At 70.3% G+C, this 14,751-nt stretch carries 19 protein-coding genes; 14 read left to right on the forward strand and 5 right to left on the reverse strand.

Going from position 1 to position 14,751, the window contains the following annotated elements; all coding sequences use genetic code 11:
- Positions 1-25 precede the first annotated feature (25 nt).
- Positions 26-454 carry an NUDIX hydrolase gene (locus ACUZ2Y_RS01805; RefSeq protein WP_476326254.1) on the reverse strand — a complete coding sequence of 143 codons (429 nt, stop codon included), beginning with the start codon at positions 452-454 and terminating at the stop codon, positions 26-28.
- Here ACUZ2Y_RS01805 and ACUZ2Y_RS01810 point away from each other — a divergent pair.
- Positions 453-914, forward strand: coding sequence for a VOC family protein (locus ACUZ2Y_RS01810; protein ID WP_476326256.1), 462 nt, complete (start codon positions 453-455; stop codon positions 912-914). The two genes, ACUZ2Y_RS01805 and ACUZ2Y_RS01810, sit on opposite strands and share 2 nt — an antisense overlap.
- Here the strand turns inward: ACUZ2Y_RS01810 and ACUZ2Y_RS01815 are convergent.
- Together ACUZ2Y_RS01815 and ACUZ2Y_RS01820 are read right to left on the reverse strand one after the other, a co-directional pair.
- On the reverse strand, positions 859-1,671 hold the full coding sequence (locus ACUZ2Y_RS01815) for an ABC transporter permease (protein WP_476326258.1): 813 nt from the start codon (positions 1,669-1,671) through the stop codon (positions 859-861). The two genes, ACUZ2Y_RS01810 and ACUZ2Y_RS01815, sit on opposite strands and share 56 nt — an antisense overlap.
- A gap of 91 nt (positions 1,672-1,762) precedes the next feature.
- Positions 1,763-2,731 (reverse strand): ATP-binding cassette domain-containing protein, encoded by a 969-nt coding sequence (locus tag ACUZ2Y_RS01820; protein ID WP_476326260.1) that lies wholly within the window; start codon positions 2,729-2,731, stop codon positions 1,763-1,765.
- A 56-nt stretch (positions 2,732-2,787) separates the two neighbouring features.
- On the opposite strand from ACUZ2Y_RS01820, the gene ACUZ2Y_RS01825 reads away from it, so the two are divergent.
- A complete protein-coding gene (locus tag ACUZ2Y_RS01825; protein WP_476326262.1) occupies positions 2,788-3,528 on the forward strand; it encodes a TetR/AcrR family transcriptional regulator in 741 nt (246 codons plus the stop codon).
- 171 nt (positions 3,529-3,699) lie between these two features.
- Here the strand turns inward: ACUZ2Y_RS01825 and ACUZ2Y_RS01830 are convergent, their stop codons facing one another.
- Positions 3,700-4,341: an MOSC domain-containing protein gene (locus ACUZ2Y_RS01830; RefSeq protein WP_476326264.1), complete on the reverse strand. Its 642-nt coding sequence runs from the start codon at positions 4,339-4,341 to the stop codon at positions 3,700-3,702.
- Positions 4,342-4,459: 118 nt separating this feature from the next.
- Between ACUZ2Y_RS01830 and rpe the strand changes: the two genes are divergently transcribed.
- From rpe to ACUZ2Y_RS01875, 9 genes are all read left to right on the forward strand, one after another.
- Positions 4,460-5,122 carry a ribulose-phosphate 3-epimerase gene (gene rpe, locus ACUZ2Y_RS01835; protein ID WP_476331501.1) on the forward strand — a complete coding sequence of 221 codons (663 nt, stop codon included), beginning with the start codon at positions 4,460-4,462 and terminating at the stop codon, positions 5,120-5,122.
- A 65-nt stretch (positions 5,123-5,187) separates the two neighbouring features.
- Positions 5,188-6,183, forward strand: coding sequence for a bifunctional diaminohydroxyphosphoribosylaminopyrimidine deaminase/5-amino-6-(5-phosphoribosylamino)uracil reductase RibD (ribD, locus tag ACUZ2Y_RS01840; protein ID WP_476331504.1), 996 nt, complete (start codon positions 5,188-5,190; stop codon positions 6,181-6,183).
- A gap of 10 nt (positions 6,184-6,193) precedes the next feature.
- A complete protein-coding gene (locus ACUZ2Y_RS01845) occupies positions 6,194-6,829 on the forward strand; it encodes a riboflavin synthase (protein ID WP_476326266.1) in 636 nt (211 codons plus the stop codon).
- On the forward strand, positions 6,822-8,087 hold the full coding sequence (locus ACUZ2Y_RS01850) for a bifunctional 3,4-dihydroxy-2-butanone-4-phosphate synthase/GTP cyclohydrolase II (protein ID WP_476326268.1): 1,266 nt from the start codon (positions 6,822-6,824) through the stop codon (positions 8,085-8,087). The genes ACUZ2Y_RS01845 and ACUZ2Y_RS01850 overlap by 8 nt, the downstream gene beginning before the upstream one ends.
- Positions 8,084-8,581, forward strand: a complete 498-nt coding sequence (gene ribH / locus ACUZ2Y_RS01855; RefSeq protein WP_476326270.1) for a 6,7-dimethyl-8-ribityllumazine synthase — start codon at positions 8,084-8,086, stop codon at positions 8,579-8,581. The genes ACUZ2Y_RS01850 and ribH overlap by 4 nt, the downstream gene beginning before the upstream one ends.
- Positions 8,578-9,006, forward strand: a complete 429-nt coding sequence (locus tag ACUZ2Y_RS01860; RefSeq protein ID WP_476326272.1) for a PH domain-containing protein — start codon at positions 8,578-8,580, stop codon at positions 9,004-9,006. Before ribH ends, ACUZ2Y_RS01860 begins: the two co-directional genes overlap by 4 nt.
- A 34-nt stretch (positions 9,007-9,040) precedes the next feature.
- On the forward strand, positions 9,041-9,271 hold the full coding sequence (locus ACUZ2Y_RS01865) for a ribbon-helix-helix domain-containing protein (protein WP_431422677.1): 231 nt from the start codon (positions 9,041-9,043) through the stop codon (positions 9,269-9,271).
- Positions 9,258-9,608, forward strand: a complete 351-nt coding sequence (locus ACUZ2Y_RS01870; protein WP_476326275.1) for a type II toxin-antitoxin system PemK/MazF family toxin — start codon at positions 9,258-9,260, stop codon at positions 9,606-9,608. The genes ACUZ2Y_RS01865 and ACUZ2Y_RS01870 overlap by 14 nt, the downstream gene beginning before the upstream one ends.
- A 61-nt stretch (positions 9,609-9,669) precedes the next feature.
- Positions 9,670-10,137 (forward strand): Rieske (2Fe-2S) protein, encoded by a 468-nt coding sequence (locus ACUZ2Y_RS01875; RefSeq protein WP_476326277.1) that lies wholly within the window; start codon positions 9,670-9,672, stop codon positions 10,135-10,137.
- Between the two features lie 101 nt (positions 10,138-10,238).
- On the opposite strand, the gene ACUZ2Y_RS01880 is transcribed toward ACUZ2Y_RS01875, so the two are convergent.
- Positions 10,239-10,874 carry a class I SAM-dependent methyltransferase gene (locus tag ACUZ2Y_RS01880; protein WP_476326279.1) on the reverse strand — a complete coding sequence of 212 codons (636 nt, stop codon included), beginning with the start codon at positions 10,872-10,874 and terminating at the stop codon, positions 10,239-10,241.
- 85 nt (positions 10,875-10,959) lie between these two features.
- On the opposite strand from ACUZ2Y_RS01880, the gene uvrC reads away from it, so the two are divergent.
- From uvrC to ACUZ2Y_RS01895, 3 genes are read left to right on the forward strand one after another with little or no spacing between them, the layout of a single operon-like run.
- On the forward strand, positions 10,960-12,903 hold the full coding sequence (uvrC, locus tag ACUZ2Y_RS01885; protein ID WP_476326281.1) for an excinuclease ABC subunit UvrC: 1,944 nt from the start codon (positions 10,960-10,962) through the stop codon (positions 12,901-12,903).
- On the forward strand, positions 12,900-13,784 hold the full coding sequence (gene rapZ, locus ACUZ2Y_RS01890; protein WP_476326283.1) for an RNase adapter RapZ: 885 nt from the start codon (positions 12,900-12,902) through the stop codon (positions 13,782-13,784). The genes uvrC and rapZ overlap by 4 nt, the downstream gene beginning before the upstream one ends.
- Positions 13,781-14,746, forward strand: a complete 966-nt coding sequence (locus ACUZ2Y_RS01895) for a gluconeogenesis factor YvcK family protein (protein ID WP_476326285.1) — start codon at positions 13,781-13,783, stop codon at positions 14,744-14,746. Before rapZ ends, ACUZ2Y_RS01895 begins: the two co-directional genes overlap by 4 nt.
- Positions 14,747-14,751 lie beyond the last annotated feature (5 nt).

Genomic DNA, 14,751 nt, shown 5'->3' on the forward strand with positions numbered 1-14,751 from the left:
GGGACGAGATCTCACCCCCGGAAACTCAACCAGCGAGCCTGCCCGTCGCCGGCCGGGTGCGCAGCAGGGCCAGCGCGGTGTCGAGCATCTCCGCGTGGACCAGGTCGTCGACCTCGTCGAGGTCGAACCAGGCGGCCATGTCCGAGCTGCCGCCGACCTCGAACCGCAGCTCCCCGCCGACGACCCGACCTTCGTAGATCACACGCACGCCGTGGAAGTTCGGGCGCACGATCGTGTCGATGCCGAGCAGGGCGTCGATTTCGGCGATATGCCCCGTTTCCTCTTCGACCTCGCGGATCGCGCCATCCATCGGGTCCTCGCCGAAGTCGATCCCGCCGCCGGGCAGCATCCACACCGGGCCGTTCGGGCTGACCCACCGCGAGAGCAGCACCTTGCCGTCGTCGACGCAGATCACGTAGGCGGCGAGCCGAGTCTTGCGCGGGATTTGGGACATGCCCGCACCTTATCGCCGCGACCTGACCGCTGTGATTGAGTTCGGCAGCATGATGAAGCTGACGGCGATCACCCTCGACTGCGCCGATCCCGAGGCGCTGGCCGAGTTCTACCGGCAGGCCACCGGGTTCGAGCTTCACCCGAAGTCCGACTGTGACTTCGCCGGCCTCACTCGCGCGGACGGCCTCTTCCTCGGTTTCCAACGCGTCGATGACTACCGACCGCCACGCCGGCCCGCCCAAACCGTGCCGCAGCAGATCCACCTCGACTTCGACGTCGACGACCTCGACGCGGCCGAAACCCGGCTGCTGGAGCTGGGCGCGACCAAGCCGGAGACCCAGCCGGGCGGGGACAAATGGCGAGTGTTCGCCGACCCGGCTGGGCACCCCTTCTGCTTGACCTTGGTCAGCGACCCAGGCGCTGGAACTTCCGCACCGCCAACGGCAGGAACATCACGGTGATCACCAGCGGCCACACGACCGCCATCAGCATCGCGTTCTCCTCGATCCAGCTGCCGCCGCTGGGCGCCGGGTTGCCGAACAGCTCGCGCACCGCGTTCGCCGTGGAGGACACCGGGTTCCACATCGCGATCGCCCCGAGCCAGTCCGGCATGAGGTGCGGCGGCGTGAAGACACTGGAGATCATCCCGAACGGGAACGCGACGGCGAACAGGCTGCCCGCCGCCTCCACATTCGGCACCAGCAGACCGAGGAACACCCCGATCCAGATCAGCGCGAACCGCAACAACAGCAGCAACGCGAACGCCGACAGCGTCGCCATGACCGACCCGTTCGACCGCCACCCGACAACCAGCGCGATGGCCGCCAGCACCACCAGGTCGATGGTCGCGCTGAACAGGTCGGACACGCCGCGCCCGGTGACGACGGCGGACTGCGCCATCGGCATCGAGCGGAACCGGTCGGTGATGCCGCGCTCCTTGTCGATGGCCACGGCGTAGGCGGTGTTCATGAAGCCGAACGCCATGGTCATCGCGAACATGCCGGGCATCGCGAAACTCTTGTAGTCGGCGGCCCCGACATCCATCGCACTGCCGAACACGTAGACGAACAGCAGCACGGACACGATCGGGAACCCGAGCTGCCATGCGAACAGCGAGGGCTGCCGGACCAGGTGGTTGAGGTCCCGGCGCACGATCGTGAAGCAGTCGGTGACGGCCCAGTAGAGCTTGCCTTTGGGTGCTTCCACAGCGGTGGTCATCGGGCCGCCTCCTCGGGATTGGTCGGGCGGTGGTGAGCGGCCAGGCGACCGGCCATCGCCGGCCGGCCAGTGGGTGTGGGTGCGGCTGTGGTCATCGGGCCGCCTCCTCGGTCTCTTCGGTCCGGTGTCCCGTGAGCCGCAGGAACACCTCGTCCAGCGTGGGCCTGCGCAAACCGATGTCCTCGACCCGCACGCCCGCGTCGGCGAGCGCCCTGGCCACCTCGGTCAGCGCCGCCACGCGGTCTTCCACCGGGGCCTGGACCGTGCGCTCGTCCTGGTCGACGGTCGGTTCCGCCGACGACGCCCGACCGACGATGCTCGCCGCCTTCGGCAGGTCGCCCGCCTCCCGGACCACCACCTCGATGCGGTCCCCGATGTCCCGCTTGAGCGCGTCCGGGGTGTCGTCGGCGATGGTGCGCCCGCGGTCGATCACCGCCACCCGGTCCGCAAGCTGATCGGCTTCCTCCAGGTACTGCGTCGTCAGCAGCACCGTCGTGCCCTCGGCCACCAGCGCCCGCACCGCCTGCCACACCTCGTTGCGGCCGCGCGGGTCCAACCCTGTGGTGGGCTCGTCGAGGAACATCACCTCGGGGGCCAGGATCATGCTCGCGGCCAGGTCCAGCCGCCGGCGCATACCCCCGCTGTACCCCTTGACCGGCTTCTCGGCCGCCTCCACCAGATCGAACTGGACCAGCAGGTCCTTCGCCCTGGTCTTCGCCGCGCGTGCCCCCAGGTGGAACAGCCTGCCGAACATCTCCAGGTTCTGCCGACCGGACAGGATCTCGTCCACCGCGGCGAACTGACCCGCCAGGCCGATGCTGCGGCGCACGAGCGCGGGTTCGCGCGCCACATCGTGTCCGGCGACCACCGCGCGGCCACCGTCCATCCTCAGCAGTGTCGCCAGGATGCGCACCGCCGTCGTCTTCCCCGCGCCGTTGGGCCCCAGTAGCCCGTGTACCTCACCGCGTCGCACCGTCAAGTCGAGACCGTCGAGCGCGCGCTTCTCCCCATACCGCTTCTGCAGGTCCTCGGCGCGGACGGCATACTCTTCACCAGGCATGGGTACACTGTACCCTAATAGGGGTACGGTGTACCCAAAAATTTTGGGAGCGACGGATGACGACGACGGAACACAGCGGCAGTGGCGACCTGAACCGCAGTCTCGAACTGCTGTGGGACTTCGCCGACAAACCCGGACGCGGCCGCAAACCCGGTCTCACCCTCGACCGGATCGTCGCCGCCGCGGTGGCCGTGGCCGACGCCGACGGGCTGGAGGCGGTGTCGATGCGCCGGATCTCCGGCGAACTCGGCGCGGGCGTCATGTCGCTCTACCGCTACGTGCCGGGCAAGGCCGAACTGCTCGACCTCATGCTCGACCGCGTCTGCGTCATCCCCGACTCCGACGCCGAGCCCGCGACCGACTGGCCGACCGCGGTGGAGCGCTACGCGCGCGGCGGGATGGCCCTGTACCTGCGCCACCCGTGGATGCTCCAGGTCGACCAGGCCCGGCCGGTGCTCGGGCCGAACGCGCTCGCCGGGCTCGAACACGCGCTGAGCGGGCTGAGCGGGATGACGCTGTCGGACCAGAAGAAGATCAACATCCTGGTGATCGTCGACGGATTCGTCAGCAGCTGCGCGCGCACGATGGTCAACGCGATACGCGCGGAGGAGCGGACCGGCGTCACCGACGAGGAGTTCTGGACCACCCAGGCGCCGATCCTGGAGAAGGCTATGGCCACCGGCGAATACCCCATGATGGCCGGGTTGTCCGACGACGCGTTCGCCGGCAGCGGCGACGACCTGTTCGACTTCGGGCTGGGGCTGGTGATCGAGGGCCTACGCGCCTACCTCGACTAGTCCGCCACTGGTCCGCCTCTCCGAAATTTCGAGAGTTGGTCACCTGCTGTGTGACCGGTGCGGATTGGTGGTGGCCGTGGTCGGGTTCCGTCACGGTCCCCTTGGGTGGCGGTCGGGATTGTCCACAATGGAGTCGTGCCGTGGTGGTGAGCTGCTTGCGGGCGAAGAGGGTTACCTGGCGAGCCGCCCGGTGATCCGGGCCCGAAGGTCGTCGGAAAGGTCGTCGGCGGCGAGCAGTTCGGGCAGCAGTTCGGGTTCGAGCGTGATCGCCCGGAACATCATCCCCATCGTGACCCCGTGTCCGGGCCGGTGGACCACCGTGATCTCGTCGTCCGCGCTGACCGATCCCGGCGTGATCACCCTGAAGTACGCGCCCGGGATCGCCCGCTGGGTGAAGGTCTTGATCCAGCCCTGCTGCTCCATCCACACCGCGAACACCCGGCACGGGATGCGCGGCTCGGTCACCTGCAGCAACAGGTCCCGGCCGATCCGCCACCGCTCGCCGACCTCGGCGCCGGTCACGTCGATGCCGCGCGTGGTCAGGTTCTCGCCGAACACGCCCGACGGCAGGGGAGTGGCCAGCTCGGTCTCCCAAGCGTCGAGGTCTTCGCGCGCGTAGGCGTAGACCGCTTGGTCGGGGCCGCCGTGGTGCCGGACGTCGACAATGTGGTCGCCCGCCACGCCACTGGCCGACCGTCCGGGGACGCTGACGGCCACCGGGTGGCCCACCGGCCGCTTGTCGATCGCGCTGAGCCCCGACTTCCCCTCGACGGGTCGCGGGACGCCGACGTTGACCGAGAGCACGTTCGCCATGAACCGAACGTACCTCGGGCCGCGACCGCATTTCCGAGAGCTGGCTCACGGCGCGGGTTCCCGGTTCGTGCGCGGCCCCTACCGGCGCTTATGCTCCGGGCCTGTGTCCACCGCACCGATGATCGCGCCCAGCATCCTGTCCGCCGACTTCGCCCGGCTCGCCGACGAGCTCGCGGCGATCCACGGCGCCGACTGGGTCCACGTCGACGTCATGGACGCGCACTTCGTGCCGAACCTGACCCTCGGCCTGCCCATCGTCGAGTCGCTGCTCAAGGTCACCGACATCCCGATGGACTGCCACCTCATGATCGAGGACCCGGACCGCTGGGCCATCGGCTACGCCGAGGCCGGCGCACACAACGTCACCGTCCACGTCGAGGCGGCCAAGGACCCGATCAAGCTCGCCCGCGACCTGCGCGCGGCCGGGTCGAAGGCCGGGCTGTCGATCAAGCCGGGCACGCCCATCGAGCCGTATCTCGACGTCCTCAAGGAATACGACACCCTCCTGGTGATGTCGGTCGAGCCCGGGTTCGGCGGCCAGAGCTTCATCGCCGACGTGCTGGACAAGGTCCGCACCGTGCGAAACCTCGTCGACACCGGCCACCTGAACCTCCTGGTGGAGATCGACGGCGGCATCAACAGCGACACGATCGAACAGGCGTCGGAGGCAGGCGTCGACTGCTTCGTGGCGGGCTCCGCCGTCTATGGCGCCGCCGATCCCGCGCGCGCGATCGAGGCGTTGCGCACCCAGGCGGTCTCGGCCAACAACCGTTTCGTCTGATCCCGCGCGAGCCGGCCGGCGCACCCTGCGAAACTGATCCGGTGGACGACAAGCTGACCGCGGCGATGCGGGCCGCCATCGCGTGCTCCGACGCGGTGCGGGGGACGACGAGTCCCAACCCGCCGGTGGGCTGCGTCATCCTCGACGCCGACGGAAACCAGGTCGGCGTGGGCGCCACCCAGCCGCCTGGCGGCTCGCACGCCGAGGTCATGGCCCTGGTCGACGCCGGTACCAAGGCCCGCGGCGGCACCGCCGTGGTCACCCTCGAACCGTGCGCCCACCACGGCCGCACCCCGCCCTGCACCCGCGCCCTGATGGCCGCCGGGGTCGCGCGGGTCGTCTTCGCCGTCGCCGACCCCAACCCCGCCGCCGCGGGCGGACGCACCGTGCTGACCGAGGCGGGCGTCACCGTCGAGAGTGGACTGCTGGCCGACGAGGTCGAGCGCGGCCCGCTGCGCGCCTGGCTGCACTACGCGCGAACCGGGCGTCCGCACGTCACCTGGAAGTACGCCGCCACCCTCGACGGCCGGGTCGCCGCCGCCGACGGGACCAGCCGGTGGATCAGCTCCGAGGAGTCCCGCGAGCAGGTCCACGACCTGCGCCGACGCGTCGACGCGATCGTCGCGGGCCGGGGCACGATCCTCGCCGACGACTCCGCGCTGACCGCTCGCGATGCCGACGGAACAACGGCGGATCGGCAGCCGTTGCGAGTGGTCGTGGGAACCGGAGACCTGCCCGAGGACGCGCGCGTGCTGGACGACGCCGCCGAGACGCTGCACCTGCGCACGCGCGAACCAGGCGAGGTCTTGGCCGCTCTAGGCGAACGTGGTGTGGTCGATGTGCTGCTCGAAGGCGGCCCGACGCTGGCGGGCGCGTTCGTCCAGGCGGGTGCGGTCGACCGGGTCCTCGCTTACGTAGCGCCTACGCTTCTGGGTGACGGGCCTGTGGCGTTGGGCGCATCGGGCGTGTCGACCATCACCGGGGCTCACCGGTTCAGGGTCGAAGGCGTCACCATGTGTGGACCGGACGTGCGGATCTCCGCCGTGCCGGACCGGAACTAGGAGGCAGTCGGTGTTCACCGGGATCGTCGAGGAACGCGGCGAGGTCATCGCCGTGGCGGATCTCGCGGACGCCGCGCGGGTCACCATCGCCGGGCCGCTGGTCACCAGCGACGCCAAGCAGGGTGACTCCATCGCGGTCAACGGCGTCTGCCTGACCGTGGTCGACCTCGCCGACGGCAGCTTCACCGCCGACGTCATGCGCGAGACCCTGCTCCGCAGCAGCCTCGACAAGGTCGCCAAGGGCGACCACGTGAACCTGGAGCGCGCCGCCGCCGTGGGGCAGCGCTTCGGCGGGCACATCGTGCAGGGCCACGTCGACGGCACCGGCGAGCTGATCTCGCGCGAGCCCTCCGAGCACTGGGAACTGGTCAAGATCAGCCTCCCGGGCGGCCTGGCGCGGTATGTGGTGGAGAAGGGTTCGATCACCGTCGACGGCGTGTCCCTGACCGTCGTCGAGGTGGGTGCGGACTGGTTCTCGGTCAGCCTGATCCCGGAGACGCTGCGCGCGACCACGCTCGGCGTCCGCAAGCCCGGCGACAAGGTCAACCTGGAAGTGGACGTCATCGCCAAATACGTGGAAAGACTGGCTATCCCGCACCTCGGATCGACCGGGCGCGGCACCGAGGAGGAGAACACCGGTGAGTGACTTCGCTGCCATCGAGCGGGCGATCGCCGACATCGCCGCGGGCAAGGCCGTGGTGGTCGTCGACGACGAGGACCGCGAGAACGAGGGCGACCTGATCTTCGCCGCGGAAAAGGCCACCCCGGAGCTGATGGCCTTCATGGTCCGCTACACCTCCGGCTACATCTGCGTCCCGCTGACCGAGTCCGACTGCGACCGGCTCGACCTGCCGCCGATGTTCCACACCAACCAGGACGTGCGCGGCACGGCCTACACGGTGACCGTGGACGCCAAGGAAGGCGTCAGCACCGGCATCTCCGCCGCCGACCGGGCGCACACCATCCGGCTGCTCGCCGACGAGAACTCCACGCCGCGCGACTTCAACCGCCCCGGCCACGTCGTGCCGCTTCGCGCGAAGGAAGGCGGCGTGCTGCGCAGGCCCGGGCACACCGAGGCCGCCGTCGACCTCGCCCGCATGGCCGGTCTACGACCCGCGGGCGTGCTCTGCGAGATCGTGTCGCAGAAGGACGAAGGCGACATGGCCCGGTTCGACGAGCTGCAGGTCTTCGCCGCCGAGCACGACCTGGCGATCATCACGATCGCCGACATGATCGCCTACCGCAGGCGCACCGAGAAGCAGGTCGTCCGGGTCGCCGAGGCCCGCATCCCCACCGCGCACGGCACGTTCCGGGCGGTCGGGTTCGACTCGCTGCTCGACGGCATCGAGCACGTGGCCCTGGTCTACGGCGACCTCGGCGACGGCGCCGACGTCCTGGTCCGGGTCCACTCCGAGTGCCTCACCGGCGACGTCTTCGGCTCGCTGCGCTGCGACTGCGGCCCCCAGCTCGACGCCGCCCAGGAGGCCGTGGCCGCCGAAGGCCGCGGGATCGTGCTCTACATGCGCGGCCACGAGGGCCGCGGCATCGGCCTGATGCACAAGCTGCAGGCCTACCAGCTGCAGGACGACGGCCACGACACCGTCGACGCGAACCTCGCGCTGGGTGTGCCCGCCGACGCCCGCGACTACGGCACGGGCGCGCAGATCCTCGTCGACCTCGGCGTGAAGACGATGCGCCTGCTGACGAACAACCCGGCCAAGCGGGTCGGCCTTGAGGGCTACGGGCTGACCGTGGTCGACCGGGTGCCGCTGTCGGTGTGGCCGAACCCGGAGAACGTGCACTACCTGCGCACCAAGCGCGACCGGATGGGCCACCACCTGGCCGAGCTGGAGCACTACGACGGCGGAACCGCGGCCGCTGTGTCGACGGGGGAGGATAAGTGAGCGGCGAAGGCAGGCCCCAGACCGGGGTTCCCCGGTGTGAGGGTGTCCGGCTGGGCATCGCGGCGACCAAATGGCACGCGGAGATCACCGACCGGCTCTTGGAGCGCGCGCTGGCCGCCGCGACCGAGGCGGGAATCGTGGAACCCACGGTTGTCCGTGTCCCCGGCGCCATCGAGCTGCCGGTGGTCTGCCAGGAACTGGCCAAGCACCACGACGCCGTCGTCGCGCTCGGCGTGGTCATCCGCGGCGGCACCCCGCACTTCGAGTACGTGTGCGACGCGGTGACCTACGGCCTGACCAGGGTGTCGCTCGACGAGAGCACACCGGTGGGCAACGGGGTGCTCACGGTGAACACCGAGGAGCAGGCGCTCGACCGCAGCGGCCTGCCGGACTCGGCGGAGGACAAGGGCTACGAGGCCTGCGCGGCGGCGCTGGAGACGGCGCTCGCGGTGCGTGGGCTGCGGCACCCGTGGACGGAACAGGGATTCCAGTGACCGCTCGACCGCGCAAGGTTCGCTTCGTCGCGGGGACGTTCGCGGTGGTGTTCATCGGTGTGTTCACCACCGTGGCGGTCCTGCTGCGCAACACCCCGACCGGGGTCTTCTTCCAGCCGTCCGACCAGGTCGCCATGGCGGGCATCGGCGTGCTCCTGGCCTGCGGCGCGCTGTGGTTCACCCGGCCGAAGGTGAGCGCCGACGCCGACGGGGTCGACGTGCGCAACCTGCTGGGGACCACGCACTTCGACTGGTCGGTCATCGTGTCGGTGAGCTTTCCCGAGGGCGCGTCGTGGGCCCGGCTGGAGCTGCCTGACGACGAGTATGTGCCGGTCATGGCCCTGCAGGCGGTCGACGGCGCCCGGGCGGTCGAGGGCATCCGCGAGCTGCGGCGCCTGCACCGGGAGGCGCACGCGCGGCGGTAGCACGGCAGGTGCTACCACGGGTAGTATCGGCGGGGTGAAGCTCAGCGTCAGCCTGCCGGAGGACGACGTCCGGTTCATCGACGAGTACTCAGCGCGGGCCGGTGAGGCCTCGCGGTCCTCGGTGATCCAGCTCGCCATCGCCCGGCTGCGCGAGTCGCAGCTGCAGGACGAGTACGCCGCCGCCTTCGCCGAGTGGGACGAGGCCGAGGAAGCGGGCCTGTGGGACGCCGCCACCGCCGACGGCATGGCCGATGCGGCGCGGTGACATCCACCTGGTCGACCTCGACCCGGCCCGCGGCTCCGAAGCCGACAAGGTCCGCCCGGCGGTGATCGTCAGCAACAACGCCGCCAACGCGGTCGCCGCGCGCACGGGCCGTGGTGTGGTCACCGTGGTGCCCATCACATCGAACATCGAGCGTGTGTTCGGCTTCCAGGTCCTGCTGCCCTCGAAGGCGTGCGGGCTGGTGGTCGACTCGAAAGCGCAGGCAGAGCAGGTCCGGTCCATCGCGACCACCCGGGTGCGCAAGCGCATCGGCAAGCTGCCCCCGGAGCTGCTGGAACGCCTCGACGACGCGTTGCGCACGCATCTCGCCCTGGGGTGAACCTCGTGCTCTGGGCCCGCGTAGGGAAAGGTGTAGATCCTTCCCGGACCTGGAGGCTCGCTTGACAGCCGTAGAACCCACCACGAAACCCGAAGCCCGGTCCCGCCGCGAGGTCCTGTGCGGCCTGATGGTGGCCCTGGTCGCCCCAGGCGCTCTCGTCGCCGCCTGTTCCGACACCACCGCCCCCACCCCTTCGGGTGGCGGCACGGGCACGCCGGGCGGCGCCACCCCGTCGGGTCCGCTGGCCGCGCTGGCCGACGTCCCCGAGGGCAGCGGCCTGGTCCTGCCGAGCACCCCGAAGGGCCCGCTCGTACTGGTCCGACCGACGCCCGACACCGTCAAGGCATTCAACGCGGCGTGCCCGCACCAGGGGACCGTGGTCTCGCCCCCGGCCGGCGGGACGATCACGTGCCCGAACCACGGCAGCACCTTCGACGGCGCGACCGGCGCGCTCAAGGGCGGCCCCGCCACGACGGGCCTCAAGGAGGTCCCGGTCAAGGTGGAGGGCGACAAGGTCGTGTTCGCCTGATCCCGATGGTGTGATCCCACGGCGTATCCACACTTCAGCCCCCTTGGTCACCGCTGATCAAGGGGGCTGCGTGTGGGCGGGGATCGCCGCACGGGCGGCGGTTATTTCGCGTGGCCGACTACCAGCAAGTGAGGGGCTATTTCGGACTCGCTGACCCGCTGGTGCGCCGTCAGCGCAAGACCCGCCCGCTCCAGCGTCTCCACGACGTCGGCCACCGGTCGCACGATGAACCCGTGCTCGGTGACCGGCGTCTTCGCCATCGCATCCGGGTCGCCGATGCCGATCACGGCCCGCCCGCCTGGCCGAAGAACCCGGCCGATCTCGTCGAACGCGGTGGCCAGATCCTCGATGAAGTAGATCGTGTTCAGCGTGATCAGCCCGTCGACCGAGTCGTCGGGCAGCGGCAGCGCCGTGATCGACCCGGTCACCAGTCGCAGCCGGTCGTCGCGGTACTCGCGCCGAGCGCGGTCCACCATCGAAGCGGAGTAGTCCACGCCATGGACCTCGGACGCCTTCGTGTCGAGCAGGAGCCGCAGACCCACTCCGCCGCCGAAACCAAGGTCGGCGACGACCTCACCGTCCACCACCGCGAGCGCCTCGACGGCCATGCTGGTGGCGGCGTGGTTGACCTTGTTCAGCCGCTTCGCGACCGTCTTGCCCATCAGCCCCCGGGGATTGCCCAACTGGCTCGCGAGCATCTTCCGCATCGCGGTCCGCACGCCCATGTTCAACCCCATGTCATCGTCGTGATCAACCCCGCACCACCGTACTTCCCGACGGCCCCTGCCGCCGCTGTCGGTGCTCGGCCGTAGGGTTGTGGATGTGGCCGACCCGTCCGCCTACCGACCCTCTCCCGGCACCATCCCGGACGCGCCTGGCGTGTACAAATTCCGTGATCCTGGTGGCCGGGTCGTCTACGTGGGCAAGGCGAAAAGCCTGCGCTCCAGGCTGAACTCGTACTTCGCCGACATCACCTCTCTGCACCCGCGCACCCGCCAGATGGTGACCACCGCCGGTGCTGTCGAGTGGACGGTCGTGTCCACCGAGGTCGAGGCGCTCCAGTTGGAGTACAACTGGATCAAGGAGTTCGACCCGCGGTTCAATGTCCGCTACCGCGACGACAAGTCCTACCCGGTCCTGGCCGTCACCCTCAACGAGGAATACCCGCGCCTGCACGTCTACCGCGGCGCCCGCAAGAAGGGTGTGCGGTACTTCGGGCCGTACGCCCACGCGTGGGCCATTCGCGAGACGCTCGACCTGCTGCTGCGTGTCTTCCCCGCCCGCACCTGCTCGACCGGCGTGTTCCGCAGGCACGGCCAGATCGGACGCCCCTGCCTGCTCGGCTACATCGACAAGTGCTCCGCGCCCTGCGTGGGCAAGGTCAGCGCCGATGAGCACCGGGCCATCGTGCTCGACTTCTGCGACTTCCTCTCCGGCAAGACCGACGCCATGGTCCGCCGCCTGGAGAAGGAGATGGCCCAGGCGTCGAGTGAGCTGGAGTTCGAGCGCGCCGCCCGGCTCCGCGACGACATCGGCGCCCTGCGGCGGGCCATGGAGAAGCAGGCCGTCGTCCTGGGCGACGGCACCGACGCCGACGTGGTGTCCTTCGCCTACGACGAGTTCGAAGCCGCCGTCCAGGTCTTCCACGTGCGCGGCGGCCGGGTCCGCGGCCAGCGCGGGTGGGTCGTCGACCGGCTGGAGGACGCGGGCGAGGAATCCCCCGTCACCGGGCTGGTCGACCAGTTCCTCAGCCAGTTCTACGGCGATCAGGCTGACCTTGCCGATGATGTGGACGACACAGCCAACTCGGTCCCGCGTGAGGTCCTGGTCCCGGAGCTGCCCGCCGACGCCAACGCGATCGGCGAGTGGCTCACCGGGCTGCGCGGCTCCCGGGTGCAGGTCCGGGTGCCGCAGCGCGGGGACAAGCGGGCGCTGATGGAGACCGTCGAACGCAACGCCAAAGAGGCGTTCACCCAGCACAAACTGCGCCGCGCGGGCGACCTGACGGCCCGCTCGGCCGCTCTGCAGGAACTGCAGGACAACCTGGGCCTCGACAGCGCGCCGCTGCGCATCGAGTGCATCGACATCAGCCACATCCAGGGCAGCGACGTCGTCGCCTCCCTCGTCGTGTTCGAGGACGGCCTGGCCCGCAAGAACGAGTACCGGCGCTTCGCCATCCGCGAGGCCGCCACCGAGGGCGACGTCGCCTCGATCGCCGAGGTCGTGCGCCGCCGCTTCGCCAAGTACGCGGGGGAGTCCGGCGGCCAGGACCGCACCCCCGGCATCGACCCGGACACCGGCAAACCCCGCCGCTTCGCCTACCCGCCGAACCTGCTGGTCGTCGACGGCGCCGGCCCGCAGGCCAACGCCGCGGCCGACGTCCTCGCCGACCTCGGGGTCACCGACGTCGCGGTGATCGGGCTGGCCAAGCGGCTCGAAGAGGTGTGGCTGCCCGCCGAGCCGGAGCCGTCCATCCTGCCGCGCACCAGCGAGGCGCTCTACCTGCTGCAGCGGGTGCGTGACGAGGCCCACCGCTTCGCGATCGCCTATCACCGGCAGAAGCGCGCCAAGCGGATGACAATGTCGGCGTTGGACGATGTGCCCGGACTGGGCCAGAGTCGCCGGGCGGTGCTGATCAAGCACTTCGGCTCGGTGAAGCGGCTCACGGCGGCCACCGTCGAGGAGATCACCGAGGTGCCGGGCATCGGCCTGGCCACAGCGAAAGCCGTTCACACCGCATTGAACAGGGGCGAGGAAAAGCAGTGAAGACGGAACATGTTGGGCCTGGCGTCGAAGTCGCCGTGGTCACCGGTCTTTCCGGAGCGGGCAGAAGCACGGCCGCCAAGTGCCTGGAGGACCTCGGCTGGTTCGTCGTCGACAACCTGCCACCCGAGCTGATCTCCACGATGGTCGAGCTGGGCGCGCAGGCCCGCGGCGCCATCTCCAAGGTCGCCGTCGTGATGGACGTGCGCAGCCGCGCCTTCACCGAAGACCTCTCCGCGATCATCAAGGACCTCGACGCGCGCGGGTACAAGCCGCGGGTGCTGTTCCTGGAGGCCACCGACGACGTCCTGGTGCGCCGCTTCGAGCACGTCCGCCGCGGCCACCCGATGCAGGGCGAGGGCAGGCTCGTCGACGGCATCAAGTCCGAGCGCTCGCTGCTGATGCCGCTGCGCGAGGAAGCCGACCTCGTCCTCGACACCTCCACCCTGTCGGTGCACCAGCTCCGCGCGAAGATCGAGGACGCGTTCGGCTCCGACGCGGGCACCAGCACGCGGGTCACCGTGCTGTCCTTCGGCTACAAATACGGTCTGCCGATGGACGCCGACCTGGTCATGGACGTGCGCTTCCTGCCGAACCCGTTCTGGATCCCCGAGTTGAAGGACCAGACCGGCCGCGACGAGGACGTCCGCAACTACGTGCTCAGCCAGGAAGGCGCCGACGAGTTCCTCGACCGCTACCACGAGCTGCTGCGCCTCATCGGCGCCGGATACCGCCGCGAGGGCAAGCGTTATCTGACTCTCGCCGTCGGCTGCACGGGTGGAAAGCACCGCAGTGTCGCGATTTCCGAGGAACTGTCCAGGCGACTGTCCGATGAGGACGGCATGGCGGTGAAGGTCGTGCACCGCGATCTGGGGCGCGAGTGAGCGCACCGGAACCGGGCCTCCGGGCCGTCGCCCTCGGCGGCGGCCACGGGCTGCACGCCACGCTCACCGCGCTGCGCCTGCTCACCGACGACGTCACCGCCGTGGTGACCGTCGCCGACGACGGCGGCTCGTCGGGCAGGCTGCGCCGTGAGCTCGGCCTGCTCCCGCCGGGTGACCTGCGCAAGGCGCTGACCGCGCTCGCCGGTCCGCGGGCGTGGGCCGAGGTGTTCGAACACCGCTTCGGCGGCACCGGGGCGCTCGCCGGTCACGCGATCGGCAACCTCGTACTCGCCGGTCTGCTGGAGGTCCTCGGCGACCCGGTCGCGGCACTGGCCGAAGCCGCGCGACTGCTCGGCGTGACCGGCCGGGTGCTGCCGATGTCGTTGGAGCCACTGGACATCGAGGCCGACGTGACCGGGTTGGAGGAAGACCCGAGCACGGTCCGCCGCATCCGCGGCCAGGTCGCCGTGGCGACCACGCCCGGCCGGGTCCGTCGCATCCGCCTGCACAACGCGGCCCACCGCGACCAGCCGCCGAGGGCGTGCCCGGAAGCGGTCGCCGCGGTCCGCGACGCCGACGTGGTCCTGCTCGGTCCGGGCTCGTGGTTCACCAGCGTCCTGCCGCACCTGCTTGTCCCGGAACTGCACGACGCGCTCGTGCGAACCGCCGCGACCCGGGTCGTCGTGCTCAATCTCGTCCCCCAACCGGGGGAAACCGCCGGGTTCTCCCCGGAGCGTCATCTCGACGTTCTGAGCGAACACGCGCCCCGCCTGCGGATCGACGCGGTCGTCGCCGACGCGGACGCCGTGTCCACCCCGGACCGCCTCCGACGTGCGGCGAAGGCACTCGGGGCGGACCTGCTGCTCGACACCATCGCCTCGGGCCCGGCGGGTGACCGCCACGACCCCGACGCCCTCGCCGAGAGCCTGCGACGCGCCGTCGGTTCGGTGAGGGGACGCTGAACCCT

This window comes from Actinokineospora sp. UV203, from assembly GCF_056323665.1.